Origin of the sequence: Franconibacter helveticus LMG 23732 (genome assembly GCF_000463115.2) — a bacterium.
In the GTDB taxonomy this organism is placed as follows: Bacteria; Pseudomonadota; Gammaproteobacteria; order Enterobacterales; family Enterobacteriaceae; genus Franconibacter; species Franconibacter helveticus.
Genome location: NZ_AWFX01000046.1, coordinates 1 through 25,853, shown reverse-complemented (window position 1 = coordinate 25,853; position 25,853 = coordinate 1). Strand labels below are relative to the sequence as shown.

Here is a 25,853-nt window from a genome sequence, read left to right as displayed (position 1 = left end):
GTTTTCACCTGTAAAGCCAGTAAGCGGTGCTTTCCACATTCGCACCGCTTTGAATATAGCGGCGAAGCGCAGCGGTGTTGCCAACCTGCGTCGCCACCCGCAGCGTGGATAGCCCACGCGCTTCGCACCAACCTTGCGCCGCCTGCATCAGCGTTTCGCCGATGCCGCGCCCCGCCAGCAGACCGATGCGAGCTTCCTGTTCATTTAACTGCCGCAGCGTAACAAAGCCGCGCAACGCGCCATCCGGCGCCTGCATGACCAGGCAGGCGTGGTCGAATGCGCCTTTTACTGCATTTTCCACCCACTGCGCATAAAAGTTGCCGCTGGCTTGCGGCGCATACCACGGCGCGCGAAAACGGCTTTGCGCAAAAGCGGAAGCCGCTAAATCGCGCAGCGCCGGTAGCGAGCTTTCTTGCGCCTCAACCAGCGAAGTGGAAGGCAACCCGGCTTTGACAGGCAGGGCTAAATCCACCTCGCCTTCCACCAGTTGAAAGCCGAGTTGTTGCAGCGCATCGAGTAACTCAATGCGCTGCGCCGGCACTTTTGCCTGCACTCGCTGCCATGCGTCCAGCTGCGCGATATCCAGCTCGGGCGCATCGTCAGCGAAACGCACAATGGCGCTGCGCAGGCCAAAAAACTGGTTTTCCCAGTCAAGAGACGCCAGGTTCGCTTTTATCATCGTCTTTTTCTCCCTCGGCTCATCGCAACAGCGCCTGTTGCGTCAGCGCCATACGCCTTTGGTATCGACGACCCACTGCTGCGCAATGGCTTCACCGGCAATCGCTTTAAACTGGTGGTGATCAACCAGCATGACCAGCACATCCGCGTCACGCAGCGCTTCTTCAAGCGTCGCCAGATGACATTTGCCGACAAGCTTTTTCGGCAGGGCATGGATATTGGGTTCAACAACCTGCGTGTCACCGGCGTGCCAGTCAGCAATCAGCTCAGCGATTTCCATCGCCGGGCTTTCACGTAAGTCATCAATGTTGGGCTTAAACGCCAGGCCAAAGCAGGCGATTTTCAGTTCAGACGCGCGTTTATTGGTGGCGGCAAGACAATCAGCCACGGCGTTTTTCACCTGGTTGACGACCCAGTGCGGCTTGCTGTCGTTCACTTCACGCGCCGTACGAATAAGACGCGCCTGCTTCGGATTTTGCGCCACGATAAACCATGGGTCGACGGCGATACAGTGACCGCCGACGCCCGGGCCTGGCTGTAGGATATTCACGCGAGGATGGCGGTTAGCAAGGCGGATAAGTTCCCAGACGTTAATGCCCTGTTCCGCGCAGATGAGCGAGAGCTCGTTGGCGAAAGCGATGTTCACGTCGCGAAAGCTGTTTTCAGTGAGCTTGCACATTTCTGCCGTACGGGCGTTCGTCACCACGCACTCGCCTTCCAGGAAGATTTTATAAAGTTCGCTGGCGCGGGCGGAACAGGCAGACGTCATCCCGCCTATTACACGATCGTTTTTAATCAGTTCGACCATTACCTGACCAGGCAGTACGCGCTCCGGACAGTAAGCGATATTAATATCAGCGCGTTCGCCCGCCTGCTGCGGGAAAGTTAAGTCGCTGCGCAGCGCCGCAAGCCATTGAGCCATCTGCTCGGTCGCGCCGACGGGCGAAGTCGATTCAAGAATAACCAGCGCGCCTTTTTTTAATACGGGCGCAATGGATTCCGCTGCTGCCTGCACATAAGCCATATCGGGTTCATAATCGCCCTTGAACGGCGTAGGTACGGCAATCAGAAAAGCATCGGCTTCTTGCGGGCGCGTGCTGGCGCGCAGATATCCTTCCTGTACCGCTGCTTTCACCACCTGACCCAGTTCAGGCTCAACGATATGAATTTCACCACGGTTAATGGTGTCAACAGCGTGCTGGTTAATATCGACACCAATGACCGCTTTTTTCCGTGAAGCGAAAGCCGCGGCAGTTGGCAAACCGATATATCCCAGACCAATCACTGAGATGGTATTAAAATTCATACTGATATCCGATTATTTTTCAGTGCGTGCAGAATCCGTTCACAGGCCTGCCCGTCGCCGTAAGGGTTATGAGCACGGCTCATGGCCTGATACTCATCCTCGTTATGAAGTAAGTTCATGACTTCATGAACTATGCGCTCGCTATTTGTGCCCACCAGGCGAACGGTTCCGGCGCTTACCGCCTCCGGCCGCTCTGTTGTGTCTCGCATCACCAGTACTGGCTTGCCAAGCGATGGCGCTTCTTCCTGAATGCCGCCTGAGTCCGTCAAAATCAACCATGCATGGTTCATCAACCAGACGAAGGGGAGATATTCCTGGGGCTCGATGAGTATCACATTGTCAACATGACCCAGAATACGTTTCACCGGCTCCAGCACGTTGGGGTTCATATGGACAGGATAAACAATCTGTACATCCTGATTTTGCGCAGCTATGTCGGCCAGCGCTTTGCAGATTTGCTCAAACCCTGCGCCAAAGCTTTCGCGGCGGTGGCCGGTGACCAGGATAAGTTTTTTGGCGCTATCCAGAAATGGATATTGCGCAGCCAGCGAGCCGCGCAGCTTATCATCCGCCATCACACGGTCGCGAACGGAAATCAGCGCATCAACAACCGTGTTGCCCGTAACGAAGATATGCTTCTTCGCTATGTTTTCGCGCAGCAAGTTTTGTCGGGAAGTCTCTGTCGGCGCAAAATGGAATGTCGCCAGACGCCCTGTCAGCGTACGGTTAGCCTCTTCAGGCCAGGGCGAATAAAGATCGCCTGTGCGTAACCCCGCCTCCACATGGCCTACAGGAATACGCTGATAGAACGCCGCCAGACTCGCCGCCATGGTTGTCGTCGTATCGCCATGCACCAACACCACATCCGGGCGGAACGACTCCAGAACAGGCTTCAGCCCTTCAAGGATGCGACAGGTGATTTCCGTAAGCCCCTGGCCCGGCTTCATAATGTTTAAATCATAGTCCGGGACAATGGAAAAAAGATGCAGGACTTGATCCAGCATTTCACGATGCTGCGCAGTAACGCATACCCTTGCTTCAAAATAAGGATCTTTTGCCAGCGCGTGCACCAACGGCGCCATTTTTATGGCTTCCGGACGCGTGCCAAAAACGGTTAATACTTTCACAACGTTTCTCTTAAGTTTACTGATGCAAGCCAGACCGCTTGCGCCAAAGCGCCGTTGTTACTCTGGACGACGGCGAGCCAGTGCAACGCCTGCGCCAGTCAGCACGCCAACAATTCCCCACATAATCATCAGGAAGGCGCGGCGCGGGCTATCACGCTTAACGGGTTCTTCCGGGGTACGCAGATAACGGTAGGTTTGAAACAGGGGATCCAGGACAGGGCCCACGTTGAGCGTCGCCAGCATAGCCCGGTTCTGATCATAATCGATGTCATAAGTCGCGCCGACCGCCTGAAGATTTTCCAGTCGCGCCTGCAATAGCGGGCGTCCCAACATAAAAAGTTCAGAATCGGGTAATTCATCCGGCGGAACTTCAGTTTCACTGCGGTCAATATTGTGCTGCTGCGCTACCCGCAGCGCCTGTTGCACACTATGCACCTTGCGGTCGTAGATAGCTTTCGCCACCGCTTCCTGTCGCTTAACCTGCGCTTTCATTTGAATGGTACGCGCCGCCCATGCGCCCTTTAACTCATCGTTCAGATGGCTGGCGGCCCGCTGGCTGGCGAAGGCGACATACTGGCGAAGCAGGTTATTGGCATCCGGCCCGGTTTCAGCAACCAAACGGACATTGTCGCTAAGATTGCGGGTGATATCCCCGGCAGTGAACTGAATATTGTCGATAAGCTCATCCAGCAAAGCCGCGTCCGCTTTGCTGTTTCCGACTTTGCGCTGCTTGAAATAGTCCGTTTGCAGCCAGAAGTCGCGACGCGTATCCCATGAAGAGAGTTGCATGATGAACTCTTTGTAGGCGTCATCCATTACCGAAGGCTGATCGACCGGCGCATTATTCGCTTTGATATCCAGGTTGCGCAGAAACTGCTGTTGCGAATAGAAACCGCCCAGCATGTTGACTGTCGGCCTGTCTGTTATCGCCGTGGCGCTCCACTCTTGCCTTGCAAAGAGCGTATAAACAAAAGCGCCGAGCGCAAAGAGTAGCGCTATCCCGACGATCCAGACCTTTCCGGCCCAAAGCGTACGAAACAGGCCGCGAATGTCCAGCTCGTTTTCGTTGCCTCTGGCTTGTGCCTCCAGCAATGGTTGTTTCATCACGTCCTCGGTTTTTACTTGTTCAGGGTCGGTTTTTTAGGGTTTTTATGTCGCATTCTACGTTTCAGGCGACGGATAAACTGCGCCACTTTCCAGGCTCGCTTAATGCAGTAGCCATACAGGAAAAAAGCAAAGATGAAGAGTATCAGCATGACCCATTCAGGAACGAAATGGGCGTACTCTGATATCACGCCGATAGCAGCCAGAAGCGCAGCGGCAAGGGTAATCAAAACGAAGGCCTGGCGGGAGGTGAACCCGGCCCGCATGATAAGATGGTGAATATGCTGGCGGTCAGGAGAAAAAGGACTCATTCCTTTGCGCAGGCGACGATACATAATCGCAACCATATCCATCAGCGGTATCGCGATAATCCACAGTGCGGTAACAGGGCTGATAGGGTGCGTTTTACCCTGGGTCGTTTCCAGGAGTATCCAGATAACGGTAAATCCGATTAACGTGCTGCCTGCATCCCCCATGAAAACCTTATAGCGTCTGCCCAATGCGCCGAGATTAAGCAGGATATAAGGCAAAATGGCGGCTATCATCGCGAAGCACCACATCGCCAGACTGATCTGGCCGTCGAACCACAGAATCATGCCAATAGCGGCAAAAGAGACGCAGGAAAGCCCGCCCAGCAACCCATCAATGCCATCGACCATATTAAAGGCGTTGATAGCGGCCCAGACGGCAAAGAGCGTCATCAGGAAACCAAACGGCCCCAGCACAAGCTCCCACGACCCAAAGATATAGCCGAGACTGTTAAGATGCAGACCGCCCGCCGTCATCATAACCACAGCAATCACAGCCTGAATAATGGCGCGGATTTTAACGCTGATATCATATCTGTCGTCTAAAGCGCCAACCAGAACCAGCACGCCTGCGCAGGAGAGATAGAGTAAAGCATGGGGAATATAGTAGTCAGCAAGCCAGAAAGTAAAACAGATACCAGCATAAACCGAAATACCACCGACGAGAGGGATAAGCCCTTGATGGCGCTTACGAAAATTTGGTTTATCCACCAAACCGATTTTCTTGGCGAATTTACGCGCAAAAAAAAGAAAAACGGTTGTGAACAAAAAAATACTGAGTAACTCAGTACCGGCGGTAACTAAATTCACAGTTTACGCTCTCTGTAAAAAATAAATCCTCAGGAAGTATAACCGTGAAGGCCTGGCGTTCAGAAGCGCTCTCCACCTTTCATCCCTGGATAGACTGTTTATTATTCAGCCAGATAAGTATAGCTTAACCGGTTTACGACATTTTTTTGATGCTAAAAGTACGCACACGCTCACGTTACCGCTAAAAGCATAGCGCCAGGAACGAAAACGCCACGTCGTAACGTGGCGTTCCCCGAGTTTGCAGCGATTACGAGCGTTTCATCATATCAAAGAATTCATCGTTCGTTTTGGTCATCGCCAGCTTATTGATGAGGAATTCCATCGCGTCGATTTCACCCATCGGATGGATGATTTTGCGAAGGATCCACATCTTCTGCAACTCTTCCTGAGTTGTCAGCAGCTCTTCTTTACGGGTACCGGAGCGGTTGTAATCAATCGCCGGGAACACACGTTTTTCCGCAATCTTACGGGACAAGTGCAGCTCCATGTTGCCGGTGCCTTTGAACTCTTCGTAGATAACTTCGTCCATTTTGGAGCCCGTATCAATCAGAGCAGTCGCAATAATGGTCAGGCTGCCGCCCTCTTCCACGTTACGCGCGGCGCCGAAAAAGCGCTTCGGACGATGCAGGGCGTTAGCGTCCACACCACCGGTCAACACTTTGCCGGAAGCCGGTACAACGGTGTTGTAAGCGCGCGCCAGACGGGTAATGGAGTCCAGCAGGATGATAACGTCTTTTTTATGCTCAACCAGACGCTTGGCCTTTTCGATGACCATTTCGGCCACCTGGACGTGACGGGATGCCGGCTCGTCGAAGGTTGAGGCAACCACTTCGCCTTTAACCAGACGCTGCATCTCGGTCACTTCTTCCGGGCGCTCATCAATGAGCAGCACCATCAGTACGCAGTCCGGGTGGTTGTAAGCGATGCTCTGCGCAATATTTTGCAGCAACATCGTTTTACCGGCTTTCGGCGGCGCCACAATCAGGCCGCGCTGGCCGCGACCAATCGGGGAAGCGAGATCCAGCACGCGAGCGGTCAAATCTTCGGTAGAGCCATTGCCGCGCTCCATACGCAAGCGGGAATTGGCATGCAGCGGCGTTAAGTTTTCGAACAGGATTTTGTTGCGCGCGTTTTCCGGTTTATCGAAGTTAACCTCGTTAACTTTCAGCAGCGCAAAATAACGCTCGCCTTCTTTTGGCGGACGAATCTTACCGGAGATGGTGTCCCCTGTGCGGAGGTTGAAACGGCGGATTTGGCTGGGAGATACGTAAATGTCGTCGGGACCGGCGAGGTAGGAGCTGTCTGCGGAGCGGAGGAAACCAAATCCGTCCTGCAATATCTCCAGCACACCGTCGCCAAAAATATCTTCGCCACTCTTCGCATGCTGTTTCAGGATGGCGAAAATAATGTCCTGTTTGCGCATACGGGCCAGGTTTTCCAGCCCCATATTTTCGCCGAGAGTAATCAGCTCAGAAACCGGCGTATTCTTTAATTCGGTAAGATTCATAATGGTGGGTTCTTAAACTCGGGGTAAATCTCGAACGTAATGTTGTGAATGGAATGGCAGGATCATCCATGCCTGTTAGTGGCCTTCGACTCATGTCTGTTCGCTGTCTGGTCAGAGGAAAGAACGCAGAACTGAAACGACAAGACGGATTGAGTGATAGCCCCGGAATTATTCACTTCTCGCGTACCGCTTTGGTGCTGGTATTTGAATGACGGGAAGCGTCGGGTATTACAAGATTCAAACTAAAAGGTAAGTTTAAATGAAGCTGAAAAATAACTTAGCATGACTCACGCCGGGCGTCCAGCGGTCCGGAGAATTTCCGGAGTTTTGTTCGCACCGGCGCAAAAGTTTTTACGCCAGGTTGGCGTCCAGGAACTCTTTTAACTGGCCTTTAGAGAGCGCGCCCACTTTGGTCGCCGCTACTTCACCATTTTTGAACAGCAGCAGGGTCGGGATACCACGGATGCCATACTTCGGCGCAGTGCCCGGGTTCTGGTCGATGTTCAGCTTAGCAATCGTCAGTTTGCCCTGATATTCATCAGCGATTTCATCAAGGATAGGGGCGATCATTTTGCAAGGACCACACCATTCTGCCCAGAAATCAACCAGGATCAACCCGTCCGCTTTAAGTACATCCGTGTCGAAACTGTCGTCAGTCAGGTGAATAATTTTATCGCTCATGTTTTACTCCAGAAGATTAGGCCTTTCATGTTGGTGTAGCATTAACCAACATAAGGTTGACTTTATTTCACCGGATACGCTTTCGTAAAGCAATAGTTAGCTGATATTCTACCACACTATGAGCAAAACACATTTAACAGAACAGAAGTTTTCCGACTTCGCCCTGCACCCTAAAGTGGTGGAAGCCCTTGAAAAGAAAGGCTTTCATAATTGCACCCCTATTCAGGCACTGGCACTCCCCCTAACGCTTGCGGGACGTGACGTAGCAGGTCAGGCGCAAACCGGTACCGGCAAAACGATGGCGTTCTTAACGTCAACGTTTCATTATTTACTCTCACATCCGGCGCCTGAAAACCGCCAGGTGAATCAACCGCGCGCGCTTATCATGGCGCCAACCCGCGAACTGGCGGTGCAGATTCATTCCGATGCTGAACCGCTGGCGCAGGCGACAGGGCTTAAGCTTGGCCTGGCCTACGGCGGCGACGGCTACGACAAACAGCTGAAAGTGCTGGAAAGCGGCGTCGACATTCTTATCGGCACGACGGGCCGTCTCATCGATTACACCAAACAGAACCACATCAACCTTGGCGCTATCCAGGTTGTGGTGCTGGACGAAGCCGACCGCATGTATGACCTCGGCTTCATTAAAGATATCCGCTGGCTGTTCCGCCGCATGCCGCCCGCGACACAGCGTCTTAACATGCTGTTTTCCGCCACGCTCTCTTACCGCGTCCGCGAACTCGCTTTTGAACAAATGAACAACGCGGAATATGTCGAAGTAGAGCCGGAGCAAAAAACGGGCCACCGTATTAAAGAAGAGCTCTTCTACCCTTCCAACGAAGAAAAAATGCGTTTGCTGCAAACCATTATTGAAGAAGAGTGGCCGGAGCGCGCCATTGTTTTCGCTAACACCAAACACCGTTGCGAAGATATCTGGGGCCACCTGGCGGCGGATGGTCATCGCGTTGGCCTGCTGACGGGTGACGTGGCGCAGAAAAAACGCCTGCGTATCCTGGAAGAATTTACCCGCGGCGATCTCGATATCCTGGTTGCAACGGACGTAGCGGCTCGCGGTTTGCATATTCCAGCCGTTACTCATGTATTTAACTACGACCTGCCGGACGACTGCGAAGACTACGTTCACCGCATTGGTCGTACTGGCCGTGCAGGCGCCAGCGGTCATTCGATAAGCCTGGCCTGTGAAGAGTACGCGCTGAACCTGCCGTCAATTGAGAGCTATATCGGCCACACTATTCCGGTCAGCAAGTACAACCCGGATGCGCTGTTAAGCGAACTGCCGCCGCCGAAGCGCCTGACGCGCACCCGTTCCGGCAGCGGCCCGCGCCGTACGGGCGCCCCGCGCAACCGTCGTCGCACAGGGTAAAGTCTATGCGCAGCTCCACCTCGCTCTATGCGGCAATTGATTTAGGCTCGAACAGCTTTCATATGCTGGTGGTGCGCGAGGTGGCCGGAAGCATTCAGACGGTGTCCCGCATCAAGCGTAAAGTTCGCCTGGCGGCGGGGCTTGGCGCTGATAATGTGCTTTCTGATGAAGCCATGGAGCGCGGGTGGCAGTGCCTGCGCCTCTTCGCCGAACGGCTCCAGGACATTCCGCCAGCGCAAATTCGCGTAGTGGCGACCGCCACGCTAAGACTGGCGGCCAATTCCCGGGAATTTATCGCTCGCGCGCAGGAAATACTGGGCTGTCCGATACAAATCATCAAAGGCGAAGAAGAAGCGCGCTTGATCTATCAGGGCGTCGCGCACACTACCGGCGGCGCAGACCAGCGCCTGGTGGTGGATATCGGCGGCGCCAGCACGGAACTGGTTACCGGCTCCGGCGCGCACGCCACTTCCCTTTTTAGCCTTTCCATGGGCTGCGTCACCTGGCTTGAGCGTTTTTTCACCGACCGCAGCCTTACCAAAGAAAATTTCGCTGCTGCCGAACAGGCCGCCAGTGAAGTTCTGCAACCCGTCATTAGCGAACTGCGCCAGCATGGCTGGAAGATTTGCGTCGGCGCTTCCGGCACCGTTCAGGCGTTGCAGGAAATCATGATGGCGCAGGGAATGGACGAGCGAATCACGCTTGCCAAGCTGCAACAGTTAAAGACGCGCGCTATCGCCTGCGGTCGTCTGGAAGAGCTTGAAATTGAAGGGTTAACGCTTGAGCGCGCGCTGGTCTTTCCAAGCGGCCTCGCCATTCTGATAGCCATCTTTAGCGAACTGAATATTAAATGCATGACGCTTGCAGGCGGCGCGCTGCGCGAAGGGCTGGTTTACGGCATGCTGCATCTCGCTGTCGACCAGGATATTCGCAGCCGAACGCTGAAAAACATTCAGCGGCGGTTTATGGTGGACACTGAACAGGCAGAACGCGTGGCTCAACTGGCGGAGCGTTTCGCCGACGCTGTCGCTGTAGAATGGGATATCGATGCGCTAAGCCGTGAATTGCTACGCAGCGCTTGCCTGCTGCATGAAATCGGTCTGAGCGTTGATTTCAAACGCGCGCCGCAGCATGCCGCTTATCTGGTGAGCAATCTGGACTTGCCGGGCTTTACGCCGGCGCAAAAAAAGCTGCTTTCCACGCTGCTGCTCAACCAGACCAATCCGGCCGATCTCTCTTCTCTGCATCAGCAAAACGCCGTGCCGCCGCGTATAGCTGAACATCTTTGTCGCTTGTTGCGTCTGGCGATCATCTTCGCCAACCGCCGTCGCGATGATTTACTGCCCGATATCTATGTTCAGGCAAAAGATGAGACGCTGTCCCTGACCTTACCCGATGGCTGGCTGGCGGCGCACCCGCTTGGCACTGAGTTAATTGACCAGGAAAGCCAGTGGCAAAGCTACGTCCACTGGCCGCTGGAGATAAACTAAAAAAGCCTCCCGCAGGAGGCTTTTTACGGTTTAACCGCCGCGCGCTTTTGCCAGCATCGCTTTGATATTCGCCACGTTCGCCTGCCCTTTTTGCATCCTTTCTTCGGCTGAAACCACTTTTCGCTCGGTCTCCCAGATTAAATCATCCTGCGGCAGTTCGAGCAGGAAACGGCTCGGCTCAGGGCGAACCAGCTCACCATATTGCCGACGCTCTTTGCACAAGGTGAAAGTCAGCTCTTTTTGCGCGCGGGTGATGCCGACATAGGCCAGCCGCCGTTCTTCATCAATGTTATCTTCATCAATACTGCTCTGGTGCGGCAAAAGCCCCTCTTCCATGCCCACCAGGAAAACATACGGAAACTCGAGTCCTTTTGAGGCGTGCAGCGTCATGAGCTGAACCTGATCAAGCTCTTCTTCGCTTTCGCCCCGCTCCATCATGTCGCGCAGCGTAAAGCGGGTAACGACCTGGGTCAGCGTCATCGGCTCGTCCAGCTCCGTTCCTTCCAGCATTTCCGTCATCCAGCTAAAGAGCTGGTTAACGTTTTTCATGCGCATTTCCGCCGCTTTCTGGCTGGGCGAAGTTTCATATAGCCAGGCTTCGTAATCGATGCCGTGGATTAAATCACGCACCGCCGCAACCGGCTCACGCTCGCTAAGGCGCGCCACTTCCCCGAGCCAGTGGGTAAAGCGCGTCAGCGATTCATAGCCGCGCCCGGTCAGCGTCTGGCTCAGGCCCATATCAAAACTGGCGGTGAACAAGCTTTTGTTACGGCTCATGGCCCATTCGCCCAGTTTTTGCAGCGACGCCGGGCCAATTTCGCGCCTCGGCGTATTAACGATACGCAGGAAAGCGCTGTCGTCGTCCGGGTTAGTCAGCACGCGCAGGTAAGCGAGCAGGTCTTTGATTTCCGGGCGCGAGAAAAACGAGGTACCGCCAGAAATACGGTAAGGAATACGGTTCTGCATCAGCAGCTTTTCAAACACGCGCGACTGGTGGTTACCGCGATAAAGGATGGCGTAATCCTTGTACTGCGTCTTATTAATGAAGTGATGAGCAATAAGCTCGCCAGCTACGCGCTCTGCCTCGTGTTCTTCATGATTGGCCGTGAGCACTTTCAACTCGGCGCCGTAGCCCAGCTCCGAAAAGAGCTTTTTCTCAAAGACGTGCGGGTTATTGGCGATAAGAATGTTCGCTGCCTTAAGGATCCGTCCGGATGAGCGGTAGTTCTGTTCGAGCTTGATAACCTGTAGCGCCGGGAAATCCTGGCTCAGCAACACCAGGTTTTGCGGCCGCGCGCCGCGCCAGGAATAGATAGACTGATCGTCGTCCCCTACCACCGTAAACCGGGCGCGGTTGCCTGCCAGCAATTTGACCAGTTCATACTGGCTGGTGTTGGTGTCCTGATATTCGTCCACCAGCAGATAGCGAATACGGTTCTGCCAGCGCTCCCGCACCTCTTCATTGCGCTGAAGCAGCAGCGTAGGCAGCAGGATCAAATCATCGAAGTCGAGTACGTTGCAGGCTTTCAGGTGTGCGTCGTAAAGGCTGTAGCAGTGAGCAAAGATGCGGTCCCGCTCGCCTTTAGCCTGGGCGGCAGCCTGAGCCGGGTTGAGAAGGTCGTTCTTCCAGTTAGAAATTGTGGAAATCAGCTGCTGCAACAGCGACTTGTCATTTTCCACCAGCCCTTCTGTCAGATCCTTGATAAGCGCCATCTGGTCGGTATCGTCGAACAGCGAGAAGTTGGCTTTCATGCCAAGCGCTTTGTATTCCCGCTTGATAATTTCCAGCCCCAGCGTGTGGAAAGTGGAAATCATCAGCCCGCGCGCCTCTTTGCGCCCGAGAGTTTGCGCCACGCGCTCTTTCATTTCGCGCGCCGCTTTATTAGTAAACGTCACCGCCGCGATATTTTTCGCCTGGTAGCCGCAACCGCGGATCAAATGGGCGATTTTATTGGTAATAACGCGAGTTTTACCCGAGCCCGCGCCTGCCAGCACCAGGCAGGGTCCGGTTACGAATTCGACGGCTTGTTGTTGGCCTGGGTTTAAACGCATAAGTTACTCAGTGAAAGTCAGACGAGAAAGCGGATCCCCACGGCAGGTACAGCAGTACGAAGGGGAAAAAGAGCGTGGTAGTATAGCGAGCGTTATTCACCCCACTCAAGGCACGATCATGGCAAAAACCGCAGCAGCAATGCATATCCTTGTTAAAGAAGAAAAATTGGCACTGGATCTGCTTGAACAAATCAAAAACGGCGGCGACTTCGAAAAGCTGGCGAAAAAACACTCTACTTGCCCGTCAGGCAAAAAAGGCGGCCACCTTGGCGAATTCCGTCAGGGCCAGATGGTTCCTGCGTTCGATAAAGTGGTCTTCTCCTGTCCGGTACTGGAGCCAACCGGCCCGTTGCACACCCAGTTCGGCTATCACATCATCAAGGTGTTGTACCGTAACTAATAAAAAGGCCTTCTCTGAGAGAAGGCCTTTTTGCTTCTGCCTGCGGCTGGCGTCTGGCTTGCAGCAAGGCGGCAAGAGAGTACATCCCCAGGAGCATAGACATACTATGCGACTGGGGTGTACAAGCGCCGCCAACGATGCTGCGGGTCAAAAGACGACGGATTAGCGATTCCCCTAAGGATTTTGGCTTGCAGCAAGGCGGCAAGAGAGTACATCCCCGGGAGCATAGACACACTATGCGACTGGGGTGTACGAGCGCCGCCAACGATGCTGCGGGTCAAAAGACGACGGATTAGCGATTCCCCTAAGGATTTTGGCTTGCAGCAAGGCGGCAAGAGAGTACATCCCCAGGAGCATAGACACACTATGTGACTGGGGTGTACGAGCGCCGCCAACGATGCTGCGGGTCAAAAGACGACGGGGAATCAGCCTGCTACAGCGATACGCTTCATATCAGTCATATAACCGCGCAGCTTCTGACCCACTTTTTCAATCTCGTGGCTGCGGATGGCTTCGTTCACGTCGCGCAGCTGTGCGTTATCAACCGCCGTGCCTTCTACCGCTTTACCCAGGTCGCCTGCTTGCAGCGTCGTCATAAATTCTTTCAGCAGCGGCACCGCGGCGTTGGCGAACAGATAGTTGCCGTATTCCGCCGTGTCGGAGATAACCACGTTCATTTCGTACAGGCGCTTACGGGCGATGGTGTTAGCGATCAGCGGCAGTTCATGCAGAGATTCATAATAAGCGGACTCTTCAATGATGCCGGAATCCACCATGGTTTCGAACGCCAGCTCAACGCCCGCTTTCACCATGGCAATCATCAGAACGCCTTTATCAAAGTATTCCTGCTCGCTGATTTTACCTTCGAACTGCGGCGCGTTTTCAAACGCGGTCTGGCCGGTCTCTTCACGCCAGGTCAGCAGTTTCTTATCGTCGTTCGCCCAGTCAGCCATCATGCCGGAGGAGAATTCGCCGGAAATGATGTCATCCATATGTTTCTGGAACAGCGGCGCCATGATCGTTTTCAGCTGTTCGGAAAGAGCGAAAGCGCGCAGTTTCGCCGGGTTAGAGAGGCGATCCATCATCAGGGTGATGCCGCCCTGCTTCAGCGCTTCGGTGATGGTTTCCCAACCGAACTGAATCAGTTTTTCCGCATACGCCGGGTCGGTTCCCTCTTCCACCAGCTTGTCGAAGCAAAGCAGCGATCCCGCTTGAAGCATGCCGCACAGGATGGTCTGCTCGCCCATCAGGTCAGATTTTACTTCTGCAACGAAAGAAGACTCCAGCACGCCGGCGCGATGGCCGCCCGTTGCCGCCGCCCAGGCCTTGGCAATCGCCATGCCTTCGCCTTTCGGGTCGTTTTCCGGGTGAACCGCAATAAGCGTCGGCACACCGAAGCCGCGCTTATACTCTTCACGCACTTCCGTACCCGGGCACTTCGGCGCTACCATCACCACGGTAATGTCTTTACGGATTTGTTCGCCCACTTCAACAATATTGAAACCGTGGGAATAGCCCAGCGCAGCGCCGTCTTTCATCAGCGGTTGCACCGCGCGCACCACGTCGGAGTGCTGCTTGTCCGGCGTCAGGTTGACTACCAGATCCGCCTGCGGAACCAGCTCTTCATAGGTGCCGACTTTGAAGCCGTTTTCAGTTGCTTTACGCCAGGAGGCGCGTTTCTCGGCAATCGCTTCCGGACGCAGCGCGTAGGAGATATCCAGCCCGGAGTCACGCATGTTCAGCCCCTGGTTCAGGCCCTGCGCGCCGCAGCCCACAATGACCACTTTCTTCCCTTTGAGGTAGCTTGCTTCATCGGCGAACTCGTCGCGCGCCATAAAGCGACATTTACCCAGTTGCGCCAGCTGCTGTCGCAGATTCAAAGTGTTGAAGTAATTAGCCATTTTGTAACTCCGTCGGTGTGATGTTGTGCTTTTCTGTTCGCTACGTCAGCCGTGTCAAAGCTTACGTGAATGAACCCACTATATGACAGGAAAAGCGTTGCTGAAATTGATATATTAACAACGCTACGTTGCAATATTCGCAACATAAAACCGAGGAGCCCGGCCCGTGGATTTACGCGACCTGAAAACCTTTCTTCATCTGGCGGAAAGCCGCCACTTCGGACGCAGCGCGCGCGCCATGCACGTTAGCCCGTCCACGCTTTCCCGGCAGATCCAGCGACTGGAAGAGGATCTCGGCCAGCCGCTGTTTGTGCGCGATAACCGTACCGTTACGCTTACCGAGGCAGGCGAAGAGCTACGCCAGTTCGCGCAGCATACGCTTTTGCAATATCAACAGTTGCGCCACGCTATCGACCAGCAAGGGCCTTCGCTTTCCGGCGAGCTGCACCTGTTTTGCTCCGTCACCGCCGCTTACAGCCATTTGCCGCCTATCCTGGACCGCTTTCGCGCCGAGCACCCTTCGGTAGAGATTAAACTCACCACCGGCGACGCGGCGGATGCGGTAGAAAAAGTGAACTCCGGCGAAGCGGATTTGGCGATTGCGGGTAAACCGGAAGCGTTGCCCGCCGCCGTCGCGTTTTCCATGCTGGAAAACCTGGCGGTGGTATTGATAGCGCCAGCTCTGCCATGCCCGGTTCGCGCACAGGTGACGCAGCCTGAACCTGACTGGGCGCAGGTGCCGTTTATTCTGCCCGATCAGGGGCCGGTGCGGCGGCGCATTGAGCTGTGGTTTCGCCGACATAAAATCAGCAATCCGGCGATTTACGCGACCGTCGGCGGCCATGAAGCGATGGTATCGATGGTGGCGCTCGGCTGCGGCGTGGCGCTTATTCCGGAAGTGGTGCTGGAAAACAGCCCGGAGCCGGTACGCAACCGCGTTATGATTTTAGAGCGCAGCGATGAGAAAACGCCGTTCGAGCTTGGCGTATGCGCACAAAAAAAGCGGCTGCATGAGCCGCTTGTAGATGCGTTCTGGAAACTGTTGCCAGGCTACCGTTAACCGGCGAGAAAGAAACGAAACGCCGGGTTGGCGCTCTCGTCATGGCAGTCGTAGCCAAGCTCGTTGAGACGGGTTTCAAAATCCGGCTCGTTGTCGCCCAGTTCGAAGGCCGCCAGCACCCGGCCATAATCCGTGCCGTGGCTGCGGTAATGAAACAGCGTGATATTCCAGTGGGTGCCGAGCGTGTGCAGAAACTTAAGCAGCGCGCCGGGGGATTCAGGAAATTCGAAGCTGTAGAGCCGCTCATGCAGCGGTCGCGAAGGGCGGCCGCCGACCATATAGCGCACATGCAGCTTCGCCATCTCGTCGTCAGAGAGATCGACAACGCTGTAGCCCCCTTCGGCCAGCAGGCTGATTATCTCTTTGCGTTCCTCAAGACCCCGGCTTAAGCGCACGCCCACAAATATGCAGGCGTCTTTGGCATCGGCGAAGCGGTAGTTAAACTCAGTGACCGAGCGACCGCCGAGCAGCTGACAGAACTTCAAAAAGCTGCCTTTTTCTTCCGGGATAGTGACCGCCAGCAATGCCTCGCGCTGCTCACCCAGTTCGCAACGCTCGGAAACATAGCGCAGGCCGTGGAAGTTAACGTTCGCGCCGGAGAGTACATGCGCCAGCCGTTCGCCGCGAAGGTTATGCTGGGCAATGTATTTTTTCATGCCGGCCAGCGCCAGCGCGCCGGATGGCTCCGCCACGGCGCGGACATCTTCAAACAGATCTTTCATCGCCGCGCAGATGGCATCGCTGTCCACCGTCACGATGTCATCCAGATATTCCTGGCAGACGCGGAAGGTTTCATCGCCGATACGTTTAACCGCCACCCCTTCGGCAAACAGCCCGACGCGCGGCAGATCCACCGGCCCGCCTGCTTCCAGCGCCGCTTTCAGGCAGGCAGAGTCTTCCGCCTCCACCGCGATCACTTTGATCTGCGGCATAAGCTGCTTGATCAACACCGCGACGCCCGCCGCCAGCCCGCCGCCGCCGACCGGCACAAACACGCGGTCGATATGCGCATCCTGTTGCAGCAATTCCAGCGCCAGCGTGCCCTGCCCGGCGATAACCGCCGGATGGTCAAACGGCGGCACCCAGGTAAACCCCTGCTGTTTTGAGAGCTCGATGGCTTTCGCTTTCGCCTCGTCAAAGTTCGCGCCATGCAGCAAGACTTCGCCGCCGAAAGCGCGCACCGCATCCACTTTGATATCTGCTGTCGCGACCGGCATGACGATAAGCGCTTTTATCCCGACCCGGGCGGAAGAAAATGCCACGCCCTGGGCGTGATTGCCTGCCGAAGCCGTAATGACGCCGCGCGCTTTTTGCTCAGCGGTTAAGCCTGCAATCATCGCGTAAGCCCCACGAAGCTTGAAACTGTGTACAGGCTGACGGTCTTCGCGCTTCACCAGAATGACGTTATCCAGCCGCGAGGAGAGTTTCTCCATTTTTTGCAGCGGCGTGACCTGAGCGACTTCATACACGGGCGAGCGCAGCACGGCGCGCAAATATTCCGCCCCGCAAGGGGCGGCGGATAGCGGTTGCGATTCGGCCATCTTAGCCTCCCAGCTTCGACTTATCGCGCACTGCGCCTTTATCGGCGCTGGTCGCGAGGCTTGCGTATGCGCGCAGTGCAAAGGAAACCTGACGCTCGCGGTTGCGCGGCGTCCAGGCTTCAGCGCCGCGCGCTTCCTGAGCTTCACGGCGCGCCGCCAGCTCTCTGTCGCTTAATTCAAGCTCAATGCCGCGGTTAGGGATATCAATGGTGATCATGTCGCCATCTTCAATCAGGGCGATATTACCGCCGCTCGCGGCTTCCGGAGAGACGTGGCCGATCGAAAGGCCGGAGGTGCCGCCGGAAAAGCGGCCGTCGGTAATCAACGCGCATGCTTTGCCAAGGCCCATCGACTTCAAATAGGTTGTTGGATAGAGCATTTCCTGCATGCCTGGGCCACCCTTCGGCCCTTCGTAGCGAATCACCACGACATCGCCTTCAACCACTTTGCCGCCGAGAATCGCCTCCACCGCGTCGTCCTGGCTTTCATAAACTTTCGCCGGACCGCGGAATTTCAGAATGCTGTCATCCACGCCAGCGGTTTTTACGATACAGCCATTTTCTGCGAAGTTGCCGTAAAGCACGGCAAGGCCGCCATCTTTGCTGTAAGCGTGTTCAAGCGAACGGATGCAACCATCCTGACGGTCGGTGTCCAGCGAATCCCAGCGGCAGGATTGCGAGAACGCTTTGGTCGTGCGGATGCCTGCCGGCCCTGCGGAGAACATGCTGCGCACCGCGTCATCTTTGGTCAGCATCACGTCATACTGCTCAAGCGTCTGCGGCAGCGTCAGCCCCAGCACGTTGTTAACGTCGCGGTTGAGCAAACCGGCTCTGTCCAGCTCGCCAAGAATACCGATAACCCCGCCCGCGCGATGGACATCTTCCATATGGTATTTCTGCGTGCTTGGCGCCACTTTGCACAGCTGCGGCACTTTGCGCGACAGGCGGTCGATATCGCTCATGGTGAAGTCGATCTCTGCTTCCTGAGCGGCAGCCAACAAGTGCAGAACGGTGTTGGTAGAGCCGCCCATCGCGATATCAAGCGTCATGGCGTTTTCAAACGCCGCTTTGCTGGCGATATGGCGCGGCAGTACGCTGGCGTCGTCCTGCTCGTAGTAACGTTTGGTCAGACTAACGATGCGCTTACCGGCATTGATGAAGAGTTCTTTGCGATCGGCGTGAGTCGCCAGCAGCGAACCGTTGCCCGGCTGCGACAGACCCAGCGCTTCGGTCAGGCAGTTCATGGAGTTGGCAGTGAACATGCCGGAGCAGGAGCCGCACGTCGGGCAGGCAGAGCGTTCCACCTGCTCGCTTTGCTCGTCGGACACTTTCGGGTCTGCGCCCTGAATCATCGCATCCACCAGGTCAAGCTTGATGATCTGCTCAGAAAGCTTGGTTTTTCCGGCTTCCATCGGGCCGCCGGAAACGAAAATCACCGGAATGTTCAGGCGCAGCGAAGCCATCAGCATACCCGGGGTGATCTTGTCGCAGTTGGAGATGCAGACCATGGCGTCGGCGCAGTGGGCATTCACCATATACTCCACGGAGTCAGCGATAAGCTCGCGAGACGGCAGTGAATAAAGCATGCCGCCGTGGCCCATGGCGATGCCGTCATCCACCGCAATGGTGTTGAACTCTTTCGCCACGCCGCCTGCGGCTTCAATTTGCTCCGCAACCAGTTTGCCCAGATCGCGCAAATGCACGTGCCCCGGCACGAACTGGGTGAAGGAGTTCACCACGGCGATAATGGGTTTGCCGAAATCGGCGTCGGTCATCCCGGTGGCGCGCCACAGCGCGCGGGCGCCCGCCATATTGCGGCCGTGAGTCGTGGTGGCAGAACGGTACTTAGGCATGCTTTTTTCACTCCAGTCTGTACATAAGCCGGGCGGCTCTTGCCGCCCGTGCGCGTGTTATTTTGCTGAGGGGTTGACCTGATCCAACCAGCCCCACTTGTCTTCAGTTTCGCCCGTAAACAGGCCAAAGAATGCCTGCTGGATACGCTTGGTAACCGGGCCGCAACGGCCAGCGCCGACCTGAATGCCGTCGACGCTGCGCACCGGCGTAATTTCCGCCGCGGTGCCGGACATAAAGACTTCGTCCGCCAGATACAGCGATTCACGCGACAGCACCTGCTCGCGCACTTCGATGCCCAGATCTTTCGCAAGCGTAATGATGGCGTCGCGGGTGATGCCTGGCAGCGCGGACGAGGTGAACGGCGGGGTAAACAGGATGCCGTCTTTTACTTCAAAGAGGTTTTCGCCTGCGCCTTCAGAGATATAACCATTAACATCCAGCGCGATGCCTTCCTGGTAGCCGTGACGGCGCGCTTCGCTGCCTACCAGCAGTGAGGAAAGATAGTTACCGCCCGCTTTAGCCGCAGTCGGAATGGTGTTCGGCGCCACGCGGTTCCAGGAAGAAACCATCGCGTCGATCCCTTGCTCCAGCGCTTCGGCGCCAAGATAGGCGCCCCATGGGAACGCGGCGATGATCACATCCGTGGTGTAATCCGCAGGCGGGTTAACGCCCATGCCCACGTCACCTACAAAAACCAGCGGGCGAATATAAGCGCTGGTCAGGTTGTTCTTACGAATGACCTGACGGCACGCTTCCATCAGATCATCCACGCTCTGGGAAACCGGGAAGCGGTAAATCTTGGCGGAGTCACGCAGACGTTGCATATGCTCACGATGGCGGAACACAACCGGGCCTTTGTGCGAGTCGTAGCAGCGAATCCCTTCAAATACCGATGTACCGTAGTGCAACGCATGAGACATTACGTGAACTTTAGCTTCGCCCCACGGAACCATCTCACCGTTGAACCAAATGTAATCAGCTTTTTTCGTCGTCATTTTTCTTCCTTTTGCGCTCAGGCGCGGATTTGTTGTGATGTAGGTTGCTGGATCTCGACGCACGCGACATCAACCAGCTTGCTTAATTGACTAAACAGTAATTCGACAGGCCGAAGGCTGGCAACGGTCAGTTCGATATTTATATTTTCGGCGTTGGCGCCCGTTTCCATATTCATGGCGCAGATCTGGAAACCACGATGGCGCACCACGCGTAATACGCGTTCTAACGTTTCAGGGCGAAAGCGAGCCTGCACGGCCAGTTGATGTTGCATCATGACAGTTTCTCCAGCATTTGTGAGTTGCTGGCGCCGGGCGGCACCAGTGGCCAGACGTTCTCGAGCTCGTCAATCGAGACGTGCAGCAGATAAGGCCCTTCGCTATTCAGCATGGTCTCAAGCGCCGCTTCTACCTGGTCTTTACGGGTAATACGCTGGCCCGGAATGCCGAAGGCGCTGGCCAGCATGAGAAAATCGGGATTATCCGTCAGCGTGGTTTCGCTATAGCGCTCGGCGAAAAAGAGTTGTTGCCACTGGCGAACCATTCCCAGACGCTGGTTATCCAGCAGCACAATTTTCAGCGGCAGTTGCTTACGTTTTACCGTGCCCAGTTCCTGAATATTCATCATGAACGAGCCGTCGCCGCTGATGCAGATAACCGTATCTTCCGGACGCGCCACCTGCGCGCCTACGGCAGCAGGCAAGCCGAAACCCATCGTGCCCAGGCCGCTGGAGGTGATGAAGTTTTCCGGGCGGCTAAAAGACATGTGCTGCGCAGTCCACATCTGATGCTGGCCTACATCCGTTGTGACTACGCTGTCGCGCGGCTTGCGATCTGAAAGCTGCTTTAACAGCAGCGGCGCGTAAATAGCCTCGCCCGGGTGATCGTAACGCCAGCTTTGCCCGTCACGCAGTTGAGCCACCGTTTGACGCCAGTCTTCGATAGCCAACGGCTGTTGCAGCGCAGGCAGCAGCGCGTTGAGATCGCCGCGCAGCGCGACATGCGCCTGACGTAATTTATTAAGCTCCGCCGGGTCGATATCCATATGGATTACGCTGGCGTGCGGGGCAAAAGTGTTGAGCTTGCCCGTCACGCGGTCGTCGAAGCGCGCGCCCACGGCAATCAGCAAATCGCATTCCTGTACAGCCAGGTTCGCAGCTTTGGTGCCGTGCATGCCCAGCATGCCAAGATAGAACGGGTCGGCGGCATCTACCGCGCCAAGGCCTTTAAGCGTGACGACAGAAGGCATGCGCGTCGCCGCCATAAATTCGCGCAGCGCCGGTACCGCCTGCGCCATTCCCACGCCGCCGCCAACGTAAAGCATGGGCTTTTGCGCGCTCGCCAGCAGCTGACGCGCCTGCTCCAGCTCGGCATGCGGCAGTTCGTCATCGCTTTCAATGGTGGAGAGCCACGGCTCAAGCTCGCCGCTTGCCAGCTGGATGTCTTTTGGAATATCTACCAGAACCGGGCCCGGACGGCCGGCGTTAGCTACCGCGAAAGCCTCAGCAATAACGCGAGGCAGCTCCTCCAGTGATTCAACCAAAAAACTGTGCTTGGTGCAGGCCAGCGACAACCCTAATACGTCCACTTCCTGAAACGCATCGGTACCGATAAACGGCGCGGCAACCTGGCCGGTAATAGCCACTACGGGGATAGAATCCAGCAACGCATCGGCGAGGCCGGTGATGAGATTAGTGGCGCCCGGGCCAGAAGTGGCGATGCATACGCCCGTCTTGCCTGTTGCGCGGGCATAACCGATGGCCGCCATTGCCGCGCCCTGCTCATGCCGGCACAGTAGGTGTTCCACGCCGCCGTCGTACAACGCATCATAGACCGGCATAATTGCCCCACCCGGATAACCGAAAACTGTTTCGACACCCTGTGCTCGCAAAGCATGTACCATCCACTGTGCACCATTCATAGTTAGTTCCCCGCCTTATTTCTCGGAGAACAGAATTTTATGCTACAACTCATCTTCTGCTCCTCGCTTACGTTTTTAGGTCATAAAAAAACCCCCGGACCTTTCGGTGCGGGGGTTCTCGTTGATTCAGGCTTGATTTTTAAGCCTTTCTTCGTCCAAGTGCAGCCCCGCACGGTGGGATAATAATCACCACCACGCTAATCACGACAAGGCTAATCACTCGTAGAAGGGCTTTCATTTTTGTCTGTTCTTACATCGGATTCGAAGGAATACCTAAAGAGGTACCACAGAGAACGTAATAAAGACAAGAAATTTTTATTCTCTTTTTAAGAAGCGAGTTAATTATTTCCAATAAAATTATTAATTATCAAAGAGAAAACAAAGCTGACGATTTTTCATGAAACGCAGGCCTGTTACGTGTTTTTAGACTGCGTCTCTTTCTGGCGCTGCTTTTTGCGATTGAGCTCGTATAAAAAATGCTCATGCCCGAAAAACAGATAAAATGCGTGGAAACTTCCTCGTAAAAGCAGCAAAAAGCGTTCGTTGGGGTAAATTGCGTCGTGCAGGATAGCGGTTTCAAGGAGGAATTATGTCGCTGTCTGTTATTCATACTCGCGCTGCATTGGGCATTAATGCCCCTCTGGTTACTGTCGAAGTACACATCAGCGCAGGGCTTCCGGGGCTGACTATTGTCGGCCTGCCGGAAACCACCGTAAAAGAAGCACGGGACAGGGTACGTAGCGCGCTGATTAACAGCGGCTATACCTTTCCTGCCAGGAAAATCACAATCAACCTGGCGCCTGCCGATCTTCCCAAAGAGGGTGGGCGATACGATTTACCCATCGCCATAGCCCTTCTCGCCGCCTCAGAGCAACTTAACGCCTCCAGGCTCAACGACGTTGAGTTTGTCGGGGAACTGGCGCTCACAGGGGCCCTGCGTGGCGTGGCGGGTGCCATTTCCGCTGCGATGGAGGCTTTGCGCTGCGGCCGCCAGATAGTGGTCGCACAGGATAATGCGCCAGAGATAGGGTTAATCAGCCAGCCGGGATGCCTGGTCGCTGGGCATCTTCAGGAGGTATGCGCCTGGCTTGAGGGTAAGGCCTCACTCCAGCAGCCATCAAGTACGCTTGCAGAAGCCTGTTCGGCCGAAGGCGACCTTAGTGAAGTGATTGGCCAGTCACAAGGGAAACGCGCGCTTGAGCTAACCGCAGCAGGCGGACATAACCTGCTTTTCCTTGGCCCGCCGGGCACCGGTAAAACCATGCTGGCAAGTCGTCTGAACGGTCTGCTGCCGCCGCTTAACGACGACGAAGCGCTGGAGAGCGCAGCTATATTGAGCCTTGTGGGCGCCGTTTCGCTACATAAGCACTGGCGGCAACGGCCATTCCGATCGCCTCATCACAGCGCTTCGCTAACTGCTATGGTAGGCGGCGGCGCAATTCCGGCGCCGGGAGAAATTTCGCTTGCGCATAACGGGGTCTTATTTCTTGATGAGTTACCTGAGTTTGAACGAAGAGTGCTGGATGCATTGCGCGAACCTATAGAATCGGGCCGTATTCATATCTCCCGCACACGAGCCAAGATAAGTTACCCGGCTCGCTTTCAACTTATCGCCGCAATGAATCCCAGCCCTACAGGACACTATAAAGGCTCACACAACCGCAGCTCGCCTGACCAGATCATGCGTTACCTAGGCCGTCTTTCAGGGCCCTTCCTCGATCGCTTCGATATTTCGCTTGAAATTCCGCTGTTACCTTCCGGCACGCTTAGTCAGCCGCAAAACAGAGGCGAAAGCACAAATTGCGTCAGGAAAAGGGTCATAGCGACGCGCGACTTACAGCTGGCTCGACAGGGAAAGCTCAATGCATTGCTGGATAATCAGGAAGTTCGTCTGCATTGCTGTCTGGAAAAGGCGGATGCGCAATGGCTGGAAGAAGCGTTGATAAAGCTCGGGCTTTCTGTACGGGCATGGCAGCGCCTGCTGAAAGTGGCACGTACCATCGCGGACTGTGAACGAGCAGAAAAGATAAAGCGGGAGCATCTACAAGAGGCGCTTCATTATCGCGCTATCGATCGCCTGTTGGCGTACCTGCATAACCTCAGGTAGCCAGGAAAGAAAAACAGAAGACACAGCATTTCGCTTACTAAAACCAAATTACTGACAATAAAAATGGGGCAGAGCCCCATTTTTATTAATCATCGCTTTCCGCGTAATCATCAGCCCCTTCCATCTGCGGTTTGCCGCCGGAAAGGGTGTGGAAGCGTTTGGGACGCTTAATACGGGCCATATACTTGGACCATACGCGTTCAGCTTCCGTTACTGGCTCACGCTCGCCACGGCACACTTCTACAAACTGCTTTTCTTCGTCAGTGGTTGGCTCGCGCTTACCCAGATCGAGTTCGTTAAAAGCGTAACCAAAACGCTCAAGCAGCTGCGCCTCTTTGATTGTGAAATCACCATGGCGAGAGAACCCGCGCGGATAATATTTATTGTCGAAAAATCGATTAGTCGTCGTAAAGCTTTCCGCCATCCTACACGCTCCTAATTCTCTTGGCCGGGCTATTTATGGCGCGGAGTATTAGTTACGCTTGACAGAGTGTAAAACAAAACATTTAAATCATAATGATAAATATTTTTGTGGAGAAAGCTGTGGATACCGACTTGCTGAAAACCTTTCTTGAAGTGAGCAGAACGCGTCATTTTGGCCGCGCAGCCGAAGCGCTTTACCTGACGCAGTCAGCGGTGAGTTTTCGTATTCGTCAGCTTGAGAATCAATTAGGCGTGAGCCTTTTTACAAGGCACCGTAACAATATCAGGCTCACTACGGCGGGTGAAAGGCTATTACCTTATGCAGAAAGCCTGATGAGCACCTGGCAAGCCGCTAAAAAAGAGGTGGCGCATACGAGCCGACATAACGAGTTTTCTATAGGCGCCAGCGCCTCGTTATGGGAATGCATGCTATCAGCGTGGCTGACGCGGCTCTATCTTCAAAATGAAGGTATGCAATTCGAAGCGCGTATTGCTCAGCGCCAGTCGTTAGTTAAACAGGTACACGAGCGTCAACTCGACCTGCTTATTACGACCGAAGCACCTAAGATGGATGAGTTCGCCAGCCAGTTGCTTGGCAGTTTTTCTTTAGGCCTCTATTGCGCAAGCCCTGAAATGCCTAAAGCCGAGCTGAATTATCTGCGTCTGGAATGGGGGCCGGATTTTCAACAACACGAAGCAGGGCTTCTCTCTCACGATGATGTGCCGGTACTGACAACCAGTTCCGCAGATATTGCTCAGCGATTATTACCAGAGCTAAAAGGTTGTACATGGTTGCCCGTGCAATGGGCTAAAGAAAAGAGCAATCTTTTTACCGTAACGGACAGCCCCACGCTGTCGCGCCCGCTTTATGCTATCTGGCTGCAAAACAGCGATAAGCAGAACGCTATCAAAGAGATCCTGAAGATGCCGGTTCTGTCATAAGTTAACGATTGAAGGGATTCAGTTTACAAGGAAGTAGCTGAGTGAGAACAACAAAGCGGGCAGGAATTTTAGACAAAAAAAATCCTTAGCAGATGCTAAGGATTATTTCTGGCAGGGGCGGAGGGACTCGAACCCCCAACACCCGGTTTTGGAGACCGGTGCTCTACCAATTGAACTACGCCCCTAATTAGGGTGGCGGAACGGACGGGACTCGAACCCGCGACCCCCTGCGTGACAGGCAGGTATTCTAACCGACTGAACTACCG

General features: G+C 55.0%; 22 protein-coding genes, 1 tRNA gene and 1 pseudogene. 6 read left to right on the top strand and 18 right to left on the bottom strand.

Annotated elements, in window-relative coordinates; genetic code table 11:
* Positions 1-4: 4 nt before the first annotated feature.
* The 8 genes and pseudogenes from rffC to trxA all read right to left on the bottom strand — a co-directional run bounded on the left by rffC (position 5) and on the right by trxA (position 7,521).
* Positions 5-679, bottom strand: a complete 675-nt coding sequence (rffC, locus tag DW56_RS14780) for a dTDP-4-amino-4,6-dideoxy-D-galactose acyltransferase (protein WP_024551624.1) — start codon at positions 677-679, stop codon at positions 5-7.
* Positions 680-721: 42 nt separating this feature from the next.
* Positions 722-1,984: a UDP-N-acetyl-D-mannosamine dehydrogenase gene (wecC, locus tag DW56_RS14775; RefSeq protein ID WP_024551623.1), complete on the bottom strand. Its 1,263-nt coding sequence runs from the start codon at positions 1,982-1,984 to the stop codon at positions 722-724.
* Entirely contained in the window at positions 1,981-3,111 is a 1,131-nt protein-coding gene (gene wecB / locus DW56_RS14770) for a non-hydrolyzing UDP-N-acetylglucosamine 2-epimerase (RefSeq protein WP_024551622.1), read from the bottom strand. Before wecB ends, wecC begins: the two co-directional genes overlap by 4 nt.
* Before the next feature lie 57 nt (positions 3,112-3,168).
* Complete coding sequence (gene wzzE, locus DW56_RS14765) at positions 3,169-4,215, bottom strand: ECA polysaccharide chain length modulation protein (protein WP_024551621.1); 1,047 nt, start codon at positions 4,213-4,215, stop codon at positions 3,169-3,171.
* 14 nt (positions 4,216-4,229) lie between these two features.
* Complete coding sequence (gene wecA, locus DW56_RS14760; protein ID WP_024551620.1) at positions 4,230-5,333, bottom strand: UDP-N-acetylglucosamine--undecaprenyl-phosphate N-acetylglucosaminephosphotransferase; 1,104 nt, start codon at positions 5,331-5,333, stop codon at positions 4,230-4,232.
* 247 nt (positions 5,334-5,580) lie between these two features.
* Positions 5,581-6,840, bottom strand: coding sequence for a transcription termination factor Rho (gene rho / locus DW56_RS14755; RefSeq protein ID WP_004386383.1), 1,260 nt, complete (start codon positions 6,838-6,840; stop codon positions 5,581-5,583).
* An 85-nt stretch (positions 6,841-6,925) separates the two neighbouring features.
* Positions 6,926-7,012: pseudogene (locus DW56_RS23180) on the bottom strand (rho operon leader peptide); the annotation flags it as partial.
* A 179-nt stretch (positions 7,013-7,191) separates the two neighbouring features.
* Positions 7,192-7,521 (bottom strand): thioredoxin TrxA, encoded by a 330-nt coding sequence (gene trxA / locus DW56_RS14750; protein WP_002437994.1) that lies wholly within the window; start codon positions 7,519-7,521, stop codon positions 7,192-7,194.
* Positions 7,522-7,639: 118 nt separating this feature from the next.
* Here trxA and rhlB point away from each other — a divergent pair, with 118 nt between their 5' ends.
* Both rhlB and gppA read left to right on the top strand, forming a co-directional pair.
* On the top strand, positions 7,640-8,905 hold the full coding sequence (gene rhlB, locus DW56_RS14745; RefSeq protein WP_024551619.1) for an ATP-dependent RNA helicase RhlB: 1,266 nt from the start codon (positions 7,640-7,642) through the stop codon (positions 8,903-8,905).
* 5 nt (positions 8,906-8,910) lie between these two features.
* Complete coding sequence (gene gppA, locus DW56_RS14740; protein ID WP_024562208.1) at positions 8,911-10,395, top strand: guanosine-5'-triphosphate,3'-diphosphate diphosphatase; 1,485 nt, start codon at positions 8,911-8,913, stop codon at positions 10,393-10,395.
* Between the two features lie 30 nt (positions 10,396-10,425).
* On the opposite strand, the gene rep is transcribed toward gppA, so the two are convergent.
* Entirely contained in the window at positions 10,426-12,447 is a 2,022-nt protein-coding gene (gene rep, locus DW56_RS14735) for a DNA helicase Rep (RefSeq protein ID WP_024562207.1), read from the bottom strand.
* A 118-nt stretch (positions 12,448-12,565) separates the two neighbouring features.
* Here rep and ppiC point away from each other — a divergent pair, with 118 nt between their 5' ends.
* Positions 12,566-12,847 (top strand): peptidylprolyl isomerase PpiC, encoded by a 282-nt coding sequence (ppiC, locus tag DW56_RS14730; protein ID WP_024555327.1) that lies wholly within the window; start codon positions 12,566-12,568, stop codon positions 12,845-12,847.
* Positions 12,848-13,272: 425 nt separating this feature from the next.
* Here the strand turns inward: ppiC and ilvC are convergent, their stop codons facing one another.
* Positions 13,273-14,748 carry a ketol-acid reductoisomerase gene (gene ilvC, locus DW56_RS14725; RefSeq protein WP_024551849.1) on the bottom strand — a complete coding sequence of 492 codons (1,476 nt, stop codon included), beginning with the start codon at positions 14,746-14,748 and terminating at the stop codon, positions 13,273-13,275.
* Positions 14,749-14,914: 166 nt separating this feature from the next.
* Between ilvC and ilvY the strand changes: the two genes are divergently transcribed.
* Positions 14,915-15,808: an HTH-type transcriptional activator IlvY gene (gene ilvY / locus DW56_RS14720; protein ID WP_024551850.1), complete on the top strand. Its 894-nt coding sequence runs from the start codon at positions 14,915-14,917 to the stop codon at positions 15,806-15,808.
* Here ilvY and ilvA read toward each other — a convergent pair.
* The 6 genes from ilvA to ilvL form a co-directional block, all read right to left on the bottom strand.
* Positions 15,805-17,349, bottom strand: a complete 1,545-nt coding sequence (gene ilvA, locus DW56_RS14715; protein WP_024551851.1) for a threonine ammonia-lyase, biosynthetic — start codon at positions 17,347-17,349, stop codon at positions 15,805-15,807. The genes ilvY and ilvA overlap by 4 nt on opposite strands.
* A gap of 1 nt (position 17,350) precedes the next feature.
* The gene (gene ilvD, locus DW56_RS14710; RefSeq protein WP_024562300.1) at positions 17,351-19,201 is read right to left on the bottom strand and encodes a dihydroxy-acid dehydratase; all 1,851 of its coding nucleotides are present in this window, start codon (positions 19,199-19,201) and stop codon (positions 17,351-17,353) included.
* A gap of 57 nt (positions 19,202-19,258) precedes the next feature.
* On the bottom strand, positions 19,259-20,197 hold the full coding sequence (locus DW56_RS14705; RefSeq protein ID WP_024551853.1) for a branched-chain amino acid transaminase: 939 nt from the start codon (positions 20,195-20,197) through the stop codon (positions 19,259-19,261).
* 17 nt (positions 20,198-20,214) lie between these two features.
* Complete coding sequence (ilvM, locus tag DW56_RS14700; RefSeq protein WP_024551854.1) at positions 20,215-20,472, bottom strand: acetolactate synthase 2 small subunit; 258 nt, start codon at positions 20,470-20,472, stop codon at positions 20,215-20,217.
* Positions 20,469-22,115, bottom strand: a complete 1,647-nt coding sequence (gene ilvG, locus DW56_RS14695) for an acetolactate synthase 2 catalytic subunit (RefSeq protein ID WP_024551855.1) — start codon at positions 22,113-22,115, stop codon at positions 20,469-20,471. Before ilvG ends, ilvM begins: the two co-directional genes overlap by 4 nt.
* Positions 22,116-22,254: 139 nt before the next feature.
* The gene (gene ilvL / locus DW56_RS21775; RefSeq protein ID WP_049293751.1) at positions 22,255-22,353 is read right to left on the bottom strand and encodes an ilv operon leader peptide; all 99 of its coding nucleotides are present in this window, start codon (positions 22,351-22,353) and stop codon (positions 22,255-22,257) included.
* A gap of 351 nt (positions 22,354-22,704) precedes the next feature.
* Here ilvL and DW56_RS14690 point away from each other — a divergent pair, with 351 nt between their 5' ends.
* Entirely contained in the window at positions 22,705-24,222 is a 1,518-nt protein-coding gene (locus tag DW56_RS14690) for a YifB family Mg chelatase-like AAA ATPase (RefSeq protein WP_024551856.1), read from the top strand.
* An 85-nt stretch (positions 24,223-24,307) separates the two neighbouring features.
* Here DW56_RS14690 and DW56_RS14685 read toward each other — a convergent pair whose 3' ends face one another.
* On the bottom strand, positions 24,308-24,646 hold the full coding sequence (locus tag DW56_RS14685; protein ID WP_024551857.1) for a MaoP family protein: 339 nt from the start codon (positions 24,644-24,646) through the stop codon (positions 24,308-24,310).
* Between the two features lie 107 nt (positions 24,647-24,753).
* Between DW56_RS14685 and hdfR the strand changes: the two genes are divergently transcribed.
* Complete coding sequence (gene hdfR / locus DW56_RS14680) at positions 24,754-25,587, top strand: HTH-type transcriptional regulator HdfR (protein ID WP_110877732.1); 834 nt, start codon at positions 24,754-24,756, stop codon at positions 25,585-25,587.
* Between the two features lie 109 nt (positions 25,588-25,696).
* Here hdfR and DW56_RS14675 read toward each other — a convergent pair.
* Positions 25,697-25,772: transfer RNA gene (locus DW56_RS14675), tRNA-Trp, on the bottom strand.
* Positions 25,773-25,853 lie beyond the last annotated feature (81 nt).

Bases quoted from the DNA above. Each gene is read 5' to 3' on its own strand.
- rffC (WP_024551624.1), bottom strand. From the start codon at position 679: ATGATAAAAGCGAACCTGGCGTCTCTTGACTGGGAAAACCAGTTTTTT.
- wecC (WP_024551623.1), bottom strand. From the start codon at position 1,984: ATGAATTTTAATACCATCTCAGTGATTGGTCTGGGATATATCGGTTTG.
- wzzE (WP_024551621.1), bottom strand. From the start codon at position 4,215: ATGAAACAACCATTGCTGGAGGCACAAGCCAGAGGCAACGAAAACGAG.
- rho (WP_004386383.1), bottom strand. From the start codon at position 6,840: ATGAATCTTACCGAATTAAAGAATACGCCGGTTTCTGAGCTGATTACT.
- trxA (WP_002437994.1), bottom strand. From the start codon at position 7,521: ATGAGCGATAAAATTATTCACCTGACTGACGACAGTTTCGACACGGAT.
- rhlB (WP_024551619.1), top strand. From the start codon at position 7,640: ATGAGCAAAACACATTTAACAGAACAGAAGTTTTCCGACTTCGCCCTG.
- gppA (WP_024562208.1), top strand. From the start codon at position 8,911: ATGCGCAGCTCCACCTCGCTCTATGCGGCAATTGATTTAGGCTCGAAC.
- rep (WP_024562207.1), bottom strand. From the start codon at position 12,447: ATGCGTTTAAACCCAGGCCAACAACAAGCCGTCGAATTCGTAACCGGA.
- ppiC (WP_024555327.1), top strand. From the start codon at position 12,566: ATGGCAAAAACCGCAGCAGCAATGCATATCCTTGTTAAAGAAGAAAAA.
- ilvC (WP_024551849.1), bottom strand. From the start codon at position 14,748: ATGGCTAATTACTTCAACACTTTGAATCTGCGACAGCAGCTGGCGCAA.
- ilvA (WP_024551851.1), bottom strand. From the start codon at position 17,349: ATGGCCGAATCGCAACCGCTATCCGCCGCCCCTTGCGGGGCGGAATAT.
- ilvD (WP_024562300.1), bottom strand. From the start codon at position 19,201: ATGCCTAAGTACCGTTCTGCCACCACGACTCACGGCCGCAATATGGCG.
- DW56_RS14705 (WP_024551853.1), bottom strand. From the start codon at position 20,197: ATGACGACGAAAAAAGCTGATTACATTTGGTTCAACGGTGAGATGGTT.
- ilvM (WP_024551854.1), bottom strand. From the start codon at position 20,472: ATGATGCAACATCAACTGGCCGTGCAGGCTCGCTTTCGCCCTGAAACG.
- ilvG (WP_024551855.1), bottom strand. From the start codon at position 22,115: ATGAATGGTGCACAGTGGATGGTACATGCTTTGCGAGCACAGGGTGTC.
- ilvL (WP_049293751.1), bottom strand. From the start codon at position 22,353: ATGAAAGCCCTTCTACGAGTGATTAGCCTTGTCGTGATTAGCGTGGTG.
- DW56_RS14690 (WP_024551856.1), top strand. From the start codon at position 22,705: ATGTCGCTGTCTGTTATTCATACTCGCGCTGCATTGGGCATTAATGCC.
- DW56_RS14685 (WP_024551857.1), bottom strand. From the start codon at position 24,646: ATGGCGGAAAGCTTTACGACGACTAATCGATTTTTCGACAATAAATAT.